The following is a 14,975-nucleotide window of genomic DNA, read 5'->3' as shown; positions in this document are numbered from 1 at the left end:
TTGAATACATCGAGGTTGATTATAATCGGACAAGAAGGCACAGTGCTCTCGGGTATCTAAGTCCAGTTAACTTTGAAAATAAAAATGTCGCTTAATGAAGTGTCCAGTCTGGCTGGTGCAGATCAGAGCCAGCGTCAATGATGGTGATACCTTTACTGTCGTTAACACGAATACTGCCTGAGCCATCCTCAATGGTGACTAGGCCATTAACATGTTCAACATAAATATCACCCGATTCATCTTCAATGGTGATGTAACTGCCTAGAGTTTTGGCATTGATGCTGCCAGAGTTATCGTCAATATCTACGCTGCCAGTGATATTAGTAAGGGTTATATCACCCGAATCATCTTCAATAGTCATATTGCCAGCAACGTTACGTGCAGTAATACTGCCAGAGTCATCACTGATCTCTACATTACCAGTAATATTTTGCAGATCGATATCCCCTGAATCATCGTCAATTGTGACGTGATGACCTTGATCAATACGAATGCTCCCTGAGTCGTCATCTATAATGATATTACCTAGTACACCAGCAATATCTATATCGCCAGAGTCATCGTCAATCTCAAGGTTAAATGAGCTTGGCACAGTAATAACTAAATCAATACTGGGTGAATTACCTTGATATACCACTATTCCTGATGAACTATAATTTTTTGCTATAAGTACGGCTTTATCGCCTTTTTGTTCCAGAGTAAGTATGTAAGGGTCATCACTTTTTGCTGTATAAATAGTGGCATCTACGCTGATGTTAGTTGCTGTGGTTGAGCCGATCACTTTAAGTGAACCCGCCTCAGCATTAATACTTAGTTGCTGTAATTGTGACGCTGATATTGAGCGTTGCTGCTGTTGTTGTATATTGGCTGACGAGGTTGAAACATGCACAATACAGCCACTGAGAAACAATAGGCTAGTGGCAATAGGAAGGGCTTTGGCTAGCAAAGAAAGAGGTTTGTTGATCATTATTTATTTTCTCATTGTTAATTATATTTTACGATTTGCTAATTTATAGCAAAAACAAAGCCAAAATTTAATGATTTGTTTTTATTGGTTTTTATTTTTATTATCAGATAAGTATAGCGAATAAGTGGTCAAAAATACCAAATTTAGGGTTGTTCTTAATATTCTTTAGATTGGATCTGGAAGGTACGCTAAGCCACTTCAACACGCGTGAAGTGGCTTAGTTTTTTCTAATTATTACAAATGGTGATTATCGCTAAGTTTGGGGGCGACTGAGAGTAGTAAATAGCAGTACTTGAATAAGATGTATTGCGCACATTGTCTTCAACCACGGTTATTTCATATGTTGCAGTTACAGGGAGTGCAATATTTAGTGTGCTATCTAGATATGTGTTATTACTTTTTTGTAATATCAAAGGCTTGGTTTCATCATACTGAGCCTGAAAACTATTCGACGTTAAAATAGTATCGATCATTTTAAAGCGCAGATTTACGGTGTCGGGTCCAGTAAAATCAGGACAGACGAATACAGAGACTTCTACATCTTGAAAAACCGGTAGGCTTGTTTGATTAATATTAATGATAAAATCATTTTGTGTTATCGCTGCTGAACTATACTCGCTAGTTGCCAGTCTTTCATCTGCTGTAGAAATACTAACAGTTGCGCCCTGTTCAACACTAACTATTGCCTCAAAGAAGCCGCTGCTATTTGTAGTATGCTGCTTACCATTTATCATCAGTATAGCGTTATTGATACCAACTTTAGCTACGTTGGTAATTTGTCCTTTAACTATGCCTGTTAGTAAAGCGGAATCGGTAGCAGAGATCGCAAACTCCATTACAGCTGCATTGCCCTCAGCATCAGTAACAGTAACAGTGACATTATAGCTACCTATAATATCAGGGGTAAATTCAGCGACGCCATCTTTTATGTTTACCAGTGCTGCATTTGACTCATTAGGCTTGGTAAGCCCCCAAGTATAATTAAGATTGGTCTCTTCAGGGTCGTAACTTTGGCTAACATCAAATGTTACTATATTACCAACAAAAGCCTGACGTAATTGTTCGCCTTTAGAAATAATGACTGGCTTTGCATTGTCTCTAACTATGATAGTGATTGTTTGCGTATCGGAGTCTTTATTACCATCATTGGTACGTAACGAAATAACAAAACTTCCTGCACCTGATGCTTTAAAGTAAGGTTTAGCAACGTCTGTGTTAGAAAGCGTAGCACGTCCTAATGGCGATAAAATTTCCCACTGGTAGGTAAGCTCTTTGCCTTCAGGATCTGTGCTTTGTGAGCCATCAAGTTGAATTTCTTCATCGACTAAAATAGGTGCTACATCAGCAATAATCGCTGTTGGTTTTGCATTGGCTTGAGCGTGAAGAACGCTTATTACTTGCTCAGAATTAAGCTGTCCGTCTGATACGATTAATGTGATCACATAATCACCTTCAATATCAGCACTGATAGAAGGGGTTGCTGTCGTACCTTGGATTAGCTGCGCTTTACTATTCTCAGGTCTGCTTTTTATCTGCCAAAGGTAGCTTAAGGGTTGCCCTTCAGGATCGTTGCATTGTTCGCATTGCAGAGTAATAGTTTCAGCTAAGTTAATGTTTCTCTCAGCTACAAGTTGTGCAATAGGAGCTTGATTTGCTATCTCTACAGTTAAAGTAACTGTGGCGGTATCAGTTTCACCATATTGATCTTTAACTGTTAGTGAGAGCGTGTACTCACCGAGGTCTAAAGAAGAGAAGCCTGCGGTATTGCTTAAGTTATCAGTGAGTGTCGGGTTGCTATCGGCAGGTTGTGCGGTAATAGTCCACAGATAACTTAGTGTATCACCTTGATCAGGGTCACTGCTTTGCTTGCCATCTAATGTGACTATGCTGCGAGGAGCGACGGTTTTATTTTGTACTTTAATAACCGCTTGAGGAGCTGAATTTTCGTATAAAGACTCACTTTTTATCATTACCTCGTTGCTTGCTGTTTCCCCCAGTGAATTAGTAATGGTTAGCTTTATTGCGTAAGCACCTGTTTTATCTGCAATGAATTTGCTGGTAACGCTATTATTATTTTCTATGATTGCATTGCTGGTAAGAGGCTTTGCCGTAAACTGCCATAAGTATTTATTTATTACACCGTTAGATGTGCTACTTAGCGCACCATTTAATGCAACCACATCACCTTGTTTTACTGTTTGAGTAAGTCCTGCATGAGCAATTAATTGCGTTGGGTCGGCTTTAATTTCAATTAATTTTTCAACTGGGGCGCTCGAAAGTTTGCCATCGCTCACAACTAAAATTAGTTTATAACTCTTTGCTTCAGCAAGTGATACTTCAACTTTATTTTCATTATCAACAGCAAGAGCGATCTCATTTTGTCCGTCTGCAGTGGTTAAGCGCCATTTATAAACTAATGAATCGCCGTCGGGATCGCTGCTTTTTGTACCGCTAAATGTTAGCGCGGTATTTACCCGCATTTCACCGGTTGGTGCACTGATCATGGCAACGGGTTTATTGTTAGTGACTTTATTGGTTGGTTTTTTTTCTGAGTCACCACCTCCTGAGCCACAGGCTGTGAGAGTTAGGATCAAAGCTAGCTGGATTAAAAAACTCCATTTCATATTACTTTCCTTGTTGTTGGTTTTGTTGTGTTTAGTGGTACTGTAAAGCTAAGCCTGTAGTGCTTGCTATTAAATTTAAATGAGGATTATTTCTGGTTTGAATTAGGTTGGTATAAAGTCCATTTTTCATAATATTTATTTCAGTTAAATATTTTATAGTTATGTTAATTTAATTGTTTATAATATGAACCCAAAAGAGGGAAAATAAAAGAATTAAATTCAAATTTTAGAAAAATTTTGGCGCTAAGTTGTTTATGTGTTTATTTAGAGTTGTAGGCCAAGCTAAGTTACTTGGCCTTTATTTTTAATGAGGGGTTTTATTCAGGTGCTACATCTAATGTAGTAAATAATGAATAACGTACGCTATCGATACCTTTTTCAGTTGAACCTTCGCTCACACTTGCTTCAATCAGGTATAGTCCAGGGTGTTGCCATGTGTTAGTGAAAAAGCCGTTTTTATCTGTGGTTACTTTAACTTCGCCACGTTCGTTACGATAACGTGTATCACCTTTTAAGATGGCAAGTTCTATGTTGGCAGCAGGTTTACCGTCTTTTAATAACTGAAAACGTGCCTCTTCACCAACAAATAAATCATTAGGATGAGTCGGGCCGCTGATCTCTAAGCCTTGACCAAGTAGCGCAGGTTTTGAGGTGCCGTTGCGGCTTACAAATGTATCTACCGTTGCAATCGATTTTGTGGTTTTAATATCGGTTGCATCAGCTGGGATATCTTTACTGTCTTTAGGGCCAAATGCACGGCCACGTTCGCCTTTGGCATCTTTATAAAAAGTCATTAGTCGTGGTTCTTGGCTCATCGTTATATGATAAGTACCTTCCCCAGCTAGTTTTACCGCCGCTGAATTTTTACGTTGCAGATAATATGCACGAATTTTATCGCTAACTGGTTTGCCATCAGGGCCGATTGCCATAATCAGATTATCATCATATTCCGCGCCTTTTTGTGCTGGACGATATGCTTTATCTGGTGCGAAAATTTCATTCGAAATACTGGCATCGATCATCACATAATGTGCTTTGTCGCCTGAAAGAGATGTGTGCGAAGGCACTAACCAGCGAGCATGTGCATTGGCATAGCTAGATGCTAGGGCAGTGAAAGTAAGTGCGCCGATAAATGCGCTTTTAAGTAAATTGATTTTCATAGTCTTTCCTTATTTAAATTGTTTTAGCAGCTACATTTACTGACTTTTAATGGTGACGAAGCTTTGTGAAAATTCATTGGTGCCATCGATGGTGATCTTGCCGTCTTTATTTAGATCAAGTTCTACACGGGTGTAATCACGACCACCTTCTTCGCGAACGACTTCTAAATTAAGTAAATACTTGCCTGCAGCTACGGCTTTGCCATCTAGATCTGTGCCATTCCAGTTAATGGTGTAAGTACCTGGGCGCTTTGTTGCACCTGTTACACCATCAAAGTTAGCGTCACTTTTTCCGGCTTTACGCCACCACTGGCGTAAGTCTTTAAACCATTCTGCTTTTTCAACCCATAAGGCAACCGTGGTTACATGCTTACGCTCTGGGGTTTCTAGCCAAACCGCGACATAAGGTCGATGGTAAGGTTGTACGTCTAGATCAGGTAGGGTTAGTTCTATTTCAAGTTCAGCGGCATTCGCATGAGGTTGAAACAAAGCTGCTGTAAATAAAACAACAGCGCTTATTAAGGTATTAAGTTTTAGCATTAAGACACTCCTTTTAGTTGCGGAACCCAGCATAAATAAATGACTGCTGGTGTTGCGACCCCAAGCACTGTTAGCCATATTCCTACTAAGCGTTTTTTTCTATTTTGAAATAAAATAATCATCCCGGTGATAGCAAAAAAAATCATTAACACGGCTGATATATCAATCACCCAGCTCCATGCTTCGCCGCTATGACGGCCTTTATGTAAATCGCCAATTAAGCTTAAAAAGCCGCCAGTTTGATATTCGAGATTCAGTTCGCCACTGATGAAATTAAGTTCTGCGAAGGCAAAACCTGCAGGCAGTGGGTAGTCGAGCATCACGAGTGCATCTTCTTTTTCCCAGTCGATACTTTTTACTTTAGTTAAGCCATATTGGTTGGCTAAGTAAGCTTCTATTTCAGGGTATAAAATGGGTAAGGTTGCTAGGTTTTCTTGGCCCTGCTCAAGTAATGCACTTGGGAGTGATGTGGTTAGTTGCCCATCACTTTTATCGCCTTCTAGCCAATCAACATGATTAAGTACAATCCCACTGACAGAAAATAAAATAAGCAAAAACAGCAGTGCTGTTGATAGATAAATATGCAACGCACGACTGGTACTATATAAAGTTCGTTTATTTATTAACGGCATAAATAATTTAGTAGTTAAGCAATATTATCTACATGGTAATGATTTGCATTAGTTATCACAACATTATTTACGAAATTTACATTGGTAGGTATTTTGAAGGGCGAGAGAGTAAATAAATCATAACCGCTATTTCGATGCCGGCTACCAGCAGTAAAACCCACCACGGCGGTGCACAAAGCAGCAATACAATAAAGCCAAGTGACATACCAATACCCGCAAACCACTTCGCCTTTACGGGTACTACTTTGTACTTTTGCCAATGGCGTAAGGTTACGCCATAACGAGGATGATTGAGTAACCAAGCAGCGAGTTTTGGGGACGAGCGAGTAAAGCACGCTAATGCCAAAATGAAAAAAATAGTGGTGGGCATCACAGGTAAAACAATACCTATAATTCCCAGCCCAACCAAGGCTAGTCCTAATAGTTGATAGCCAATACTTTTATAAGTGGCTAAAATTACTTTTAAATTCATGAATAGACTTGTGCCTGATAAAGTTGAAAACGGCTAAATGCTTGGCAAGCAACGTTAAACAATATGCTGCTAGTTTACTCAGCATTGTCAGTTAATTGTACTCGATGACGTTATACTCTGCCACGTTCAGCGCCTCAGCTTGCGATTCAACCTGATGCCGCTGTTCTTTTTATATCCTATTATGAGTTGATGGGAATGTAATTGCTTGCAGTCATTGCTTACAGCGTTATGAAGGATGAGTTTATGAGGGGGTAACCTCTTAAGACTAACCCCCCTAATTACAGGCTGACTTTAAAGATTAAAAGTAATAGCCAATATTAATATTAAATCGACGCTCGGTTTCATTACTATCACCGGCAACAGAGCCACCTACAAATGCTTGATTGCGGGCATGAACTAAATCAAAGTAAGTGAACAAGCCGCCAGCCGCGACGGATACCCCGGTAACATTCATCCAAGTATCGGCAGTGTCATCAGACTTGTTATAGATCGCGCTGTAATCATTATAAAATTGCAGGTTGCTTACTGGACCCCATTCAACCGGTACGCTGTAAGCGACATTAAAGCTACTGGTGGTTGCATCGGTCGCAATAGAGTCATAAAACCCATATGCGCCAACCGCGATACGATTAGTGTCATCGATATTGTAGTCATATTCGCCATGCTGTAGTTGAATATTCCAATTGTTGATAACGCTGTTTACATGCAGTGCCCATGCGTTGTAACTTCCTGCGCGGTCTTGGCCGTCATGTAAGCCACCGGCTAAGCCTGATATTCCGACTTCTGTGGTCATGCCTTTGCCGTGTTCAAAGTAATAGGCATAGCGGCCGGCAAAGGTATTATACTCACCAAGCCCTTTGCTCGGTTCGGCATAAATACCCTCGTCGGCGGTGCGACTACCAACAATATCGTACGAATAGCGATGGCTGCGATCTTCAACATAACCATCGACACCACCGAGTTCGTCATTTTTGAAAAAACCTAAATCGAGCTGCCAGTTATCAGCTACTTTACGTTTAAACATCACGCCTAAATCATGATCGTCTTCTAAACCAACGTAGTAGTTTGCACTAAAGAAATAGTTATGGGAGTTATAAGGATCATTACCAAACGGCACTTTTGTGATACCTACTTGCACTTGCCAGTCGTCAGTAAATTGATAGCCTGCCCATGCTGATTTTATTGCGGTCATGTAATCAAAAAAGCGGATCTCTCCGCCGATCAGGACTCCACCAATATCGCCAGAAACATTTAAACGGAAAATATCAAAATCAAAATCGCCACCACGGTTTTTATTGCCGTCATCATATGAGGTGTGACTGTAGTTAGTACGAATTGCACCACCAAATTTAACTCCGGATAGGGCTGTTTCGGTATTATCTTGAGTTTGCTTTGCGATAGTCTTGGTCTGTTCTTCAAGCTGTTGATTAACTTTAGCTTGTTTTGCTTTTTCAGCCGCAAGCTGCTGTTGCAGTTGCTGCATCTGTTGTTGGAGTTGAGAAAGTTGAGCTTGCATAGCATCAATGTCTGAAGCATATGAGGCGCTGCTTGTTGCGCCTAGCATAGTCGCGAAAGCTAACTTTGATAGTTTAAGCATGATAAATCGCTATTCTTGATATAGGTCTGTATAGAATAGACTAATTGTACCTTTAACCCAAGTTAACTAACCATGCGTTCTAGGGTAATCATTTGTTTAATATGATTTTATAAACTATTTATTCGGTGGGTTTGCCTTCAGCGGCGCGGGTCAGCACACCAACTTCTAATAAAGGTGCTGCATCTATACTTTGAGCATCCATCATAGTAGCAATACGCTGCATTGATGATAGTAGCTGGCTTTGTTCCCACTCGTCTAAGGCTGAGAACTTTTCAATAAAGTGTTCTTGTAACGGTTGTGGTGCTGCTTGCAGAATCGTTTGACCATTTGCAGTGAGGTAAAGACTCACTCGACGTTTGTCTAATTGGCTGCGAACACGCGTCACTAAATCGCGGTTTTCTAAGCGATCCAAGATATTAGTTACAGTTGCAGGACTCAGGTTTACATTTTGGGCAATGCGACTGGCTGTAATACCATCAGTTTGTGCTACTTCAGTCATAATTAATAGCTGCGGACCGGTAAGGCCGGAGATTTTATTTAACTGCTTAGAATGGAGGTCGATCGCGCGGATCACTTTACGTAAAGAAACCAATAATTCGTCATATTTTTTCATTTTTATCTCATTCGCAGATGGTTTGCGGTCAAGGCGCTCGCGCAATCAATAAATATTACACATCTAATAAATAGAGTTCAAATAGATAAGGTCGATTTATACTGTATTATTGGCTTTACACAGATCTGTGGCTGTTTTTTATTTGTTTTGAGTTGAAATTAAATTTAGTTCATTTGCATATTATTTAATTAAACGTTTTTGGTGCTGAGCTTACCTATAAGTCATGACAGAGTGAAAAATTGTAAATTTGACATAAAAACTCACTAAATAATATTTACTAATTGGTTGGGGATTGGGTAAGGTGAGATAGGTTTTTCATTTTTATGGGACGTATAATGAAGTTATCTCCATCTGTAAGCATCGAACAAACTGACACTGGTTTAGAATATATCAATGTTGCAAGCGAGCTTTGTAGCGCTAAAATTTTTCTACAAGGTGCACAACTCACTGAATTCACGCCAAGTGGCAAAAAGCCATTAATTTGGGTATCAAGCGAAGAAGATTACCAAGAAGGTAAAAGTATACGTGGTGGCATTCCTATTTGTTGGCCATGGTTTGGTGTCAATCCAAATCCTGAGTGGCCAATTCACGGTGTAGCACGTACGAGCTTATGGCGAGCAGATGAAGTTGCAGAGCAAGACGATGAAATTCGAGTTAGCTTAACCTTGCCAATGGCACAAGTTGATGAAACCTACTGGCCACACAAATCAAAGCTAAAGGTTGAATTTATACTAACTAATCAGCTTGAAGTGCGTTTAACAACCACTAATTTAAGTAACCAAACTATTACTTTCACGCAAGCGCTGCACACTTATTTTCCAACCCCTGCTATTGAAGAAACTCAAGTGGATGGGCTGCAAGGTTCCAAATATATTGAGTTTAGCGAAGGCCCGTTTGATCAAGATGGACTGGTTGGTTTTGCTCGTGAAACAGATATGGTTTATACCCAAGCCGCAGTTATCCAGCGTATTATTACCCCGGATGGAATTATTGAAGTCGGCCGTGAAAACTCTAGCTCTTGTGTGCTGTGGAACCCGTGGATTAATAAGTCAAAGCGTTTATCTAATTTTGCTGATGATGAATACCATACAATGTTGTGCCTTGAAGCGGCAAATGTAATGGATGATAGTGCGATTGTAGCGCCAGGCGAAAGTCATACCTTAGCGACGACCATTCGCTGGGTGTAATATAGGGCCGCAACTTTGCTATAAATCAAAGCCAACGTATCAAATCGTTGGCTTGTTAAGGAAAAAAAGTGTTCGAAAACCACCAACTGGACGTCTTACCCCAACATCAACAAATAGTATATAAGCCACTGGCAGATAAAGCGTTGCTGCACGCTCAGCTTAACTGGCTGCTGTTTTATCTACCATTAACTGCAATATTAGGCGCTGTTTGCTTTTTTAATCAGGAGTTTGCAGCACTGGCACAAACGAGCTTACTGATTGGTTTACCAATTATTTTAGCTTTATCGCTAGCTTATAACGTTGTCAGTATGCGACTTAAAGGAATTGCTATGCGTGAGCATGATATAGCTTATCGCAAAGGCGTTATTTGGCAGCAGGTGACGATTTTACCTTTCTCACGAGTGCAGCACACAGAAATACATCGTGGCCCTTTGGAGCGAAAACTGGGCTTGGCTAGCTTGCGTTTGTATAGTGCTGGCGGAATGAGCGCCGATCTCAACATTAGTGGCTTAAGTCATGATGATTGTAAAAATATCCGTCAGTATATTCAAAAGTACACTGAAGCAAAACAAGTATCTAACAATACCAGCAATCAAGCCGGTGATAGTGTATTAGCTACTGATGAGTCGTTAAATGGATAATTTGAAATGGCAGCGTGTTTCGTCTTGGTCACTGGTTTATTTTATCGTGCATTTTGCTTTCCGATTTGTCAAAGACGGTGTATTTAACTTACTACCTATTATGGTTGTGTTTGTTACGCAAGTTGAAAATAAGTGGTTTTGGGGGCAAGTTGCATTAGCGGTAGCGATTATTAGCTTGTTAATTTATTCATTTTTTTACTATATTAATTTTCGCTTTTGCATTACTGATGAGCATGAAATATTACTTAATAAAGGGGTGTTTAAAAAAGAGCGTTTAACCTTGAACTTTTTGCGAGTGCAGAATGTTAATATTGCCGAACCGTTTTATTTTAAGCCTCTGGGTTTGGTTAACTGTATTTTTGATGCCGCTGGCAGCACTAGCCAAGAGGCTGTATTACCCGGGGTTACATCGCTATATGCAGAGCAAATGCGCGAGCGAGTATTGGCTTATAAAGAAACCCAACAACAAACTGCAGCTAAGCAGCAACCTGAAGATACACATACCAACGAACCACAACAATGTTTGGTGCTGAGCAATAAAGAAGTTGCAAAATTTGGCTTGATGTCGAATATGGCTATTTTGGCATTAGCAGCGCTTGCACCTTTTATGAATGTTGTGCTGGAGTTTTTAGAAAAAGCGGTGATCAATCGCCTAGAATCATTCTATCAGCAAGAAGTGGGCGTGTTGGTTGATGCTGCAGCACTCGCTGTGTTTTCAATACTTGTGCTTGTTGTGTTGGTTGCCGTTTTATTATCGGTATTAATGTCATTAATCCGCTTTTATAATTTTCAGCTTTACTTTCAGGCCGGAAAATTTAAACGCATTGCTGGATTATTAGAGCGTCATCAGTTGTCGGTGAGTCTTGATAAAGTACAATCTCTGCTGATTAAGCAAAACCTAATTGCACGACTACTTAAACGTTATACCGTGCAGTGCTTGCAAGCAACCAGCGGCGGCTTTAGCGCGGGCGCAAAGAGCAAACAAAGCTTAGTGATGCCAGTGCTTTCACTTGAGCAAGTAAAACAAGTTTGTCAGTGGGTACATCCTTGGCTTAATTTAACCAGTGATGATTTTAAAGCACTCAACTTTAAAGGTGTCGAAAAAGCGTTACTGATCAAAAATCTATGCTTTTATGCTTTGTTACCGAGCGCTTTAATTGCATTTATGGGCTATGCAGGACAAGGTTACAGCCCGGTATATGGCCTGCTTTGTGCTGTATTACTAAGTTCCTTGGTGTACTTATCATATCGACGATACGGTTATTATTTTTATCAATATCAAGGGCGATATTACGCAGTGTTTCGCAGTGGCATGATAAGTGTGCATTATCGAGTGTTTGAACTATATAAAGCGCAAAGCACGCGCGCAGTAAGCACTTATTTTATGCGAAAAAGTGGTTTGAAGAGCTTGTCTATACAACTCGCTGCGGGCACAGCGACTATGCCTTATATCAAAGCAGAGCAAGCCGATAAAATTATCGACTTTATTCTTTGCCAAGCCGAATCGGATCAACGAAGTTGGATGTAATTCACCGCTTTCAAGTTCTTAGGATGGTATTTTATTAGGCGATAAAGCGTAATAGCGGTAACTCACGTTTTCTTACATTTTTATGCTCTCTTTTTAGACTAAGTTATGACAATAATGGGTTTAAAATAAGAGATCAGGGAACATGATGAAAAAAACCTTACTCGCTACTTCGTTATTATTAGCCACACATACACAGGCCGCCGTGCAATGGCAAACTATTCATACCGAACACTTTAATGTTCATTACAGTCAAGAAAATGCAGATTGGGCACGCTCTGCGGCCAATGAATTAGAAATCGTCCGCAGCAAAGTGCTTGAGCAACAAAACCGTGCTTTAGATGAAGCGGTTGATGTGGTGGTGTTTGATCCACTCAATGCCGCTAATGGTTTTGCATTACCGGTTTCAAATAAGCCATTGATGGCGCTTTTTACTACACCACCGCAGTCAGATACAGTGATCTCAAATAATAGTGGTTGGCAGCAATTACTGGTACTGCACGAATATATTCATCTAGTGCATTTAGCACAACCTACCCGCAGTAAATGGCGTCAAGAGCTCAGGAATATTTGGGATTTATACGATATAACACACAGCGAGATGCCTCGCTGGGTGGCAGAGGGTTACGCAACATTACTTGAATCGAAAATGACGGGGCGTGGTCGGTTATTTGATAACTACAGCGAGGCGATTTTAATCGAATTTGCTCAGCAAGGTGCATTGCCCCGCTATGATCAGTTGAATAGTACAGATGGTGGCTTTATGGCTGGCTCTATGGCGTATTTAATGGGCGCCCGATTTTTAGCTTGGCTAGAGAAAAACTATTCAGAGCAAACCCTTGATGCTGTTTGGACGCGTATGCAAGGGGTTAAGCAACGCGAATTTGATGACGCATTCGAAGGGGTCTTTGGTGACTCTGCGAGTAAGTTGTATCGACGTTTTATTGCTGAGTATACCTATCAAGCAATGAGTAAAGAAAGAAGTGAACAGTCACTTACTAGTGAGCTTTGGTTGGCGTTAGATCACTATGCTAGTGGTCCTGCTTTATCACCAAATAGCGAGCAACTTGCAGTGGTGGAGCGTGATCAAGACGGCAAGACTCAGTTAAAACTCTACAGTACTGAGGATAACCTCAAAGCTGCAGAAGAGTTTAACCAAGAGCAACAAGAGCTACTCGCTGATGATCCTAAAGATGTTGCTGATAAACCACCCAAGGTGTTTCAACGTAAGCAAAAGCAAGTCTTGAATCAAATCAACCGTGCGGGTATTCAAAACCCACAATGGCTAAATGACGACGTGTTGTATTTTTCAGCCTACAGCAACGTAGATAATATTGATAATCAGCGTATATCAGATATATTTAGCTGGGATACGCAAACCGGTGAAGTTACCAAACTAACTGATTTAGCTGGCCTGCGGCGCTTTAGTATTGCAGATAATGGGCAAACACTTTATGGAGAACAGGTTAAAGGAGGTTACTCAGAGTTAGTGCGAGTTGATTTACAAACCGGTCAAGCTCAACCATTATTCGAAAAAAGTCTAGCAACGGTTTACGATTATCCTGTAGTTAGCCCCGATCAACAGCAACTCGCCTTTCTTAAAACTGAGTTTAATCATAATTGGCAATTGTATATACAAGATATTGATGGACAAAAATCAATTGCTGTACCAATGCCTAAGGGATATCAATACTTATCACAACCAAGTTGGAGTGCGGATGGCAAGCAGCTTTATTTTGTTGCAGGATTAGCTCAGGCAACGGATATCTACCGTTATGATTTAACTACACAACGTTTGTTCAAGCTGACTCAAGGCCAACAAGCGGTTGCTAATCCACTCGCATTATCTGACGGGGATTTACTGTATTTTTCAATCAGTAGTGATGGCCCTGACATTATGCAGCTACAGGTAAATAATAACGAAGAAGAAATCACCGATTTTGCAACTAACAGTATTGCGCCTTTGTTGCTTGTGAATGAGCACACCTTGCCAAAAGCTCAAATATATCAACAACCCATTGGTGAGCAAACGCACTACGATATTTGGCAGCAAAAAGCCACTTTTGCGTTAGGTGAACAATATCATTCAGCCTCCGCGGCATTATTTTCAGCGAGTATTAAAGGCAGCGATTTACTCAAGCAATTAGATTGGCAGCTGGGCTACAGTGTTGATTTACATGACACTGCACTGCAAGGCATTTATGCCCAAGCACGCTACAGTGCGCTTGCAATCAAGTTTGACAGCCAGTTATTTTCTTATGATTTGAATGCTAGCAAGCAATATCAGCATAGCCTGTTGGCTGATCAGTCAGTGCAAGGCGGCTATATTGCTGCCAGCCTGCCACTGAGCTTTGGAGAGTTTAAAGTACAGCCAGAACTGGCTTATAACTACTCAGAGATAGATGATGCAAATATCAAGCAAGAGCAGAGTTCACAGTGGCTTAGAGTCGGCTTGAAGCAATCTTGGAGCTATGACAGACAAGATTATGCCATCGGCCAAGCGATTGATGCGCGTTGGTATAGTGGCGATAGCGACACGCAGAGTTGGCAGGGCTATGATGTTTCTGCGCAGCTATTTGGTAAAGCGCTGGCAATCCCGATGTATGCTAATTATAGCCAGCAATATAGAGATGATAGTGAGTTGCGATTAGGTGGTTTTAGCTCTTCGTTGTTATCAAAAAATATTCGCAGTGACCTTGTTTTTGCACCTGAACTGCCCTTTTACAGCGCTATTGGCAAACGCTATCAAGGTTATGGTGGAGGTATTAGTTGGGCAGAAGGCATGCCATGGTTGTACTATCAACAGCATCAGATTGACCAACAGGTATACGGGCAAAGCTATGGTGTGAAATGGCAAGGCCCCTTTAGTTTTGGCTTAGGCCCTGCAGGCCTCAATGATGTGAAACTTGATTTTGGCCTAGTCAGAGTCGAAGGCGACAGCTTTGATGATGAGCTTAGAGGCTGGCTCGGGTTTTATTATTCGTTGTAAACGCTTACGCCTTGAGTCTTTTCACTCA

At 40.7% G+C, this 14,975-nt stretch carries 13 protein-coding genes; 5 read left to right on the top strand and 8 right to left on the bottom strand.

Going from position 1 to position 14,975, the window contains the following annotated elements:
- Positions 1-95 (top strand): IS3 family transposase (locus H5232_RS07230; RefSeq protein WP_182761394.1); only part of this gene is annotated, 95 nt, incomplete at its 5' end.
- On the opposite strand, the gene H5232_RS07225 is transcribed toward H5232_RS07230, so the two are convergent.
- The 8 genes from H5232_RS07225 to H5232_RS07190 all read right to left on the bottom strand — a co-directional run bounded on the left by H5232_RS07225 (position 92) and on the right by H5232_RS07190 (position 8,605).
- Entirely contained in the window at positions 92-967 is an 876-nt protein-coding gene (locus H5232_RS07225) for a DUF4097 family beta strand repeat-containing protein (RefSeq protein WP_182830712.1), read from the bottom strand. The two genes, H5232_RS07230 and H5232_RS07225, sit on opposite strands and share 4 nt — an antisense overlap.
- A gap of 227 nt (positions 968-1,194) precedes the next feature.
- Positions 1,195-3,591 carry a PKD domain-containing protein gene (locus H5232_RS07220; protein WP_182767420.1) on the bottom strand — a complete coding sequence of 799 codons (2,397 nt, stop codon included), beginning with the start codon at positions 3,589-3,591 and terminating at the stop codon, positions 1,195-1,197.
- A 317-nt stretch (positions 3,592-3,908) separates the two neighbouring features.
- Positions 3,909-4,751, bottom strand: coding sequence for a DUF4198 domain-containing protein (locus tag H5232_RS07215; protein ID WP_182739468.1), 843 nt, complete (start codon positions 4,749-4,751; stop codon positions 3,909-3,911).
- A 36-nt stretch (positions 4,752-4,787) separates the two neighbouring features.
- Positions 4,788-5,291: a DUF2271 domain-containing protein gene (locus H5232_RS07210; RefSeq protein WP_145240201.1), complete on the bottom strand. Its 504-nt coding sequence runs from the start codon at positions 5,289-5,291 to the stop codon at positions 4,788-4,790.
- A complete protein-coding gene (locus H5232_RS07205) occupies positions 5,291-5,923 on the bottom strand; it encodes a PepSY-associated TM helix domain-containing protein (protein WP_145240203.1) in 633 nt (210 codons plus the stop codon). The genes H5232_RS07210 and H5232_RS07205 overlap by 1 nt, the downstream gene beginning before the upstream one ends.
- 76 nt (positions 5,924-5,999) lie before the next feature.
- Positions 6,000-6,395 (bottom strand): YbaN family protein, encoded by a 396-nt coding sequence (locus H5232_RS07200; protein WP_182730689.1) that lies wholly within the window; start codon positions 6,393-6,395, stop codon positions 6,000-6,002.
- Positions 6,396-6,693: 298 nt separating this feature from the next.
- A complete protein-coding gene (locus tag H5232_RS07195; RefSeq protein WP_149982263.1) occupies positions 6,694-7,992 on the bottom strand; it encodes a porin in 1,299 nt (432 codons plus the stop codon).
- A 118-nt stretch (positions 7,993-8,110) separates the two neighbouring features.
- Entirely contained in the window at positions 8,111-8,605 is a 495-nt protein-coding gene (locus H5232_RS07190; protein WP_145240209.1) for a MarR family winged helix-turn-helix transcriptional regulator, read from the bottom strand.
- A 335-nt stretch (positions 8,606-8,940) separates the two neighbouring features.
- Between H5232_RS07190 and H5232_RS07185 the strand changes: the two genes are divergently transcribed.
- From H5232_RS07185 to H5232_RS07170, 4 genes are all read left to right on the top strand, one after another.
- Entirely contained in the window at positions 8,941-9,792 is an 852-nt protein-coding gene (locus tag H5232_RS07185; RefSeq protein WP_182830711.1) for a D-hexose-6-phosphate mutarotase, read from the top strand.
- A 68-nt stretch (positions 9,793-9,860) separates the two neighbouring features.
- Positions 9,861-10,433, top strand: a complete 573-nt coding sequence (locus tag H5232_RS07180) for a PH domain-containing protein (protein WP_182739466.1) — start codon at positions 9,861-9,863, stop codon at positions 10,431-10,433.
- Positions 10,426-11,961 (top strand): PH domain-containing protein, encoded by a 1,536-nt coding sequence (locus tag H5232_RS07175; protein WP_182730692.1) that lies wholly within the window; start codon positions 10,426-10,428, stop codon positions 11,959-11,961. The genes H5232_RS07180 and H5232_RS07175 overlap by 8 nt, the downstream gene beginning before the upstream one ends.
- 145 nt (positions 11,962-12,106) lie before the next feature.
- A complete protein-coding gene (locus H5232_RS07170; protein ID WP_182767429.1) occupies positions 12,107-14,947 on the top strand; it encodes a PD40 domain-containing protein in 2,841 nt (946 codons plus the stop codon).
- Positions 14,948-14,975: the final 28 nt, after the last annotated feature.

Source organism: Pseudoalteromonas sp. SG41-5 (genome assembly GCF_014164495.1).
GTDB classification, from domain to species: domain Bacteria; phylum Pseudomonadota; class Gammaproteobacteria; order Enterobacterales; family Alteromonadaceae; genus Pseudoalteromonas; species Pseudoalteromonas rhizosphaerae.
This window is presented reverse-complemented; position numbering and strand designations above follow the sequence as displayed.

Bases quoted from the DNA above. Each gene is read 5' to 3' on its own strand.
- H5232_RS07175 (WP_182730692.1), top strand. From the start codon at position 10,426: ATGGATAATTTGAAATGGCAGCGTGTTTCGTCTTGGTCACTGGTTTAT.
- H5232_RS07170 (WP_182767429.1), top strand. From the start codon at position 12,107: ATGAAAAAAACCTTACTCGCTACTTCGTTATTATTAGCCACACATACA.
- H5232_RS07200 (WP_182730689.1), bottom strand. From the start codon at position 6,395: ATGAATTTAAAAGTAATTTTAGCCACTTATAAAAGTATTGGCTATCAA.
- H5232_RS07210 (WP_145240201.1), bottom strand. From the start codon at position 5,291: ATGCTAAAACTTAATACCTTAATAAGCGCTGTTGTTTTATTTACAGCA.
- H5232_RS07220 (WP_182767420.1), bottom strand. From the start codon at position 3,591: ATGAAATGGAGTTTTTTAATCCAGCTAGCTTTGATCCTAACTCTCACA.
- H5232_RS07225 (WP_182830712.1), bottom strand. From the start codon at position 967: ATGATCAACAAACCTCTTTCTTTGCTAGCCAAAGCCCTTCCTATTGCC.
- H5232_RS07215 (WP_182739468.1), bottom strand. From the start codon at position 4,751: ATGAAAATCAATTTACTTAAAAGCGCATTTATCGGCGCACTTACTTTC.
- H5232_RS07190 (WP_145240209.1), bottom strand. From the start codon at position 8,605: ATGAAAAAATATGACGAATTATTGGTTTCTTTACGTAAAGTGATCCGC.
- H5232_RS07205 (WP_145240203.1), bottom strand. From the start codon at position 5,923: ATGCCGTTAATAAATAAACGAACTTTATATAGTACCAGTCGTGCGTTG.
- H5232_RS07185 (WP_182830711.1), top strand. From the start codon at position 8,941: ATGAAGTTATCTCCATCTGTAAGCATCGAACAAACTGACACTGGTTTA.
- H5232_RS07195 (WP_149982263.1), bottom strand. From the start codon at position 7,992: ATGCTTAAACTATCAAAGTTAGCTTTCGCGACTATGCTAGGCGCAACA.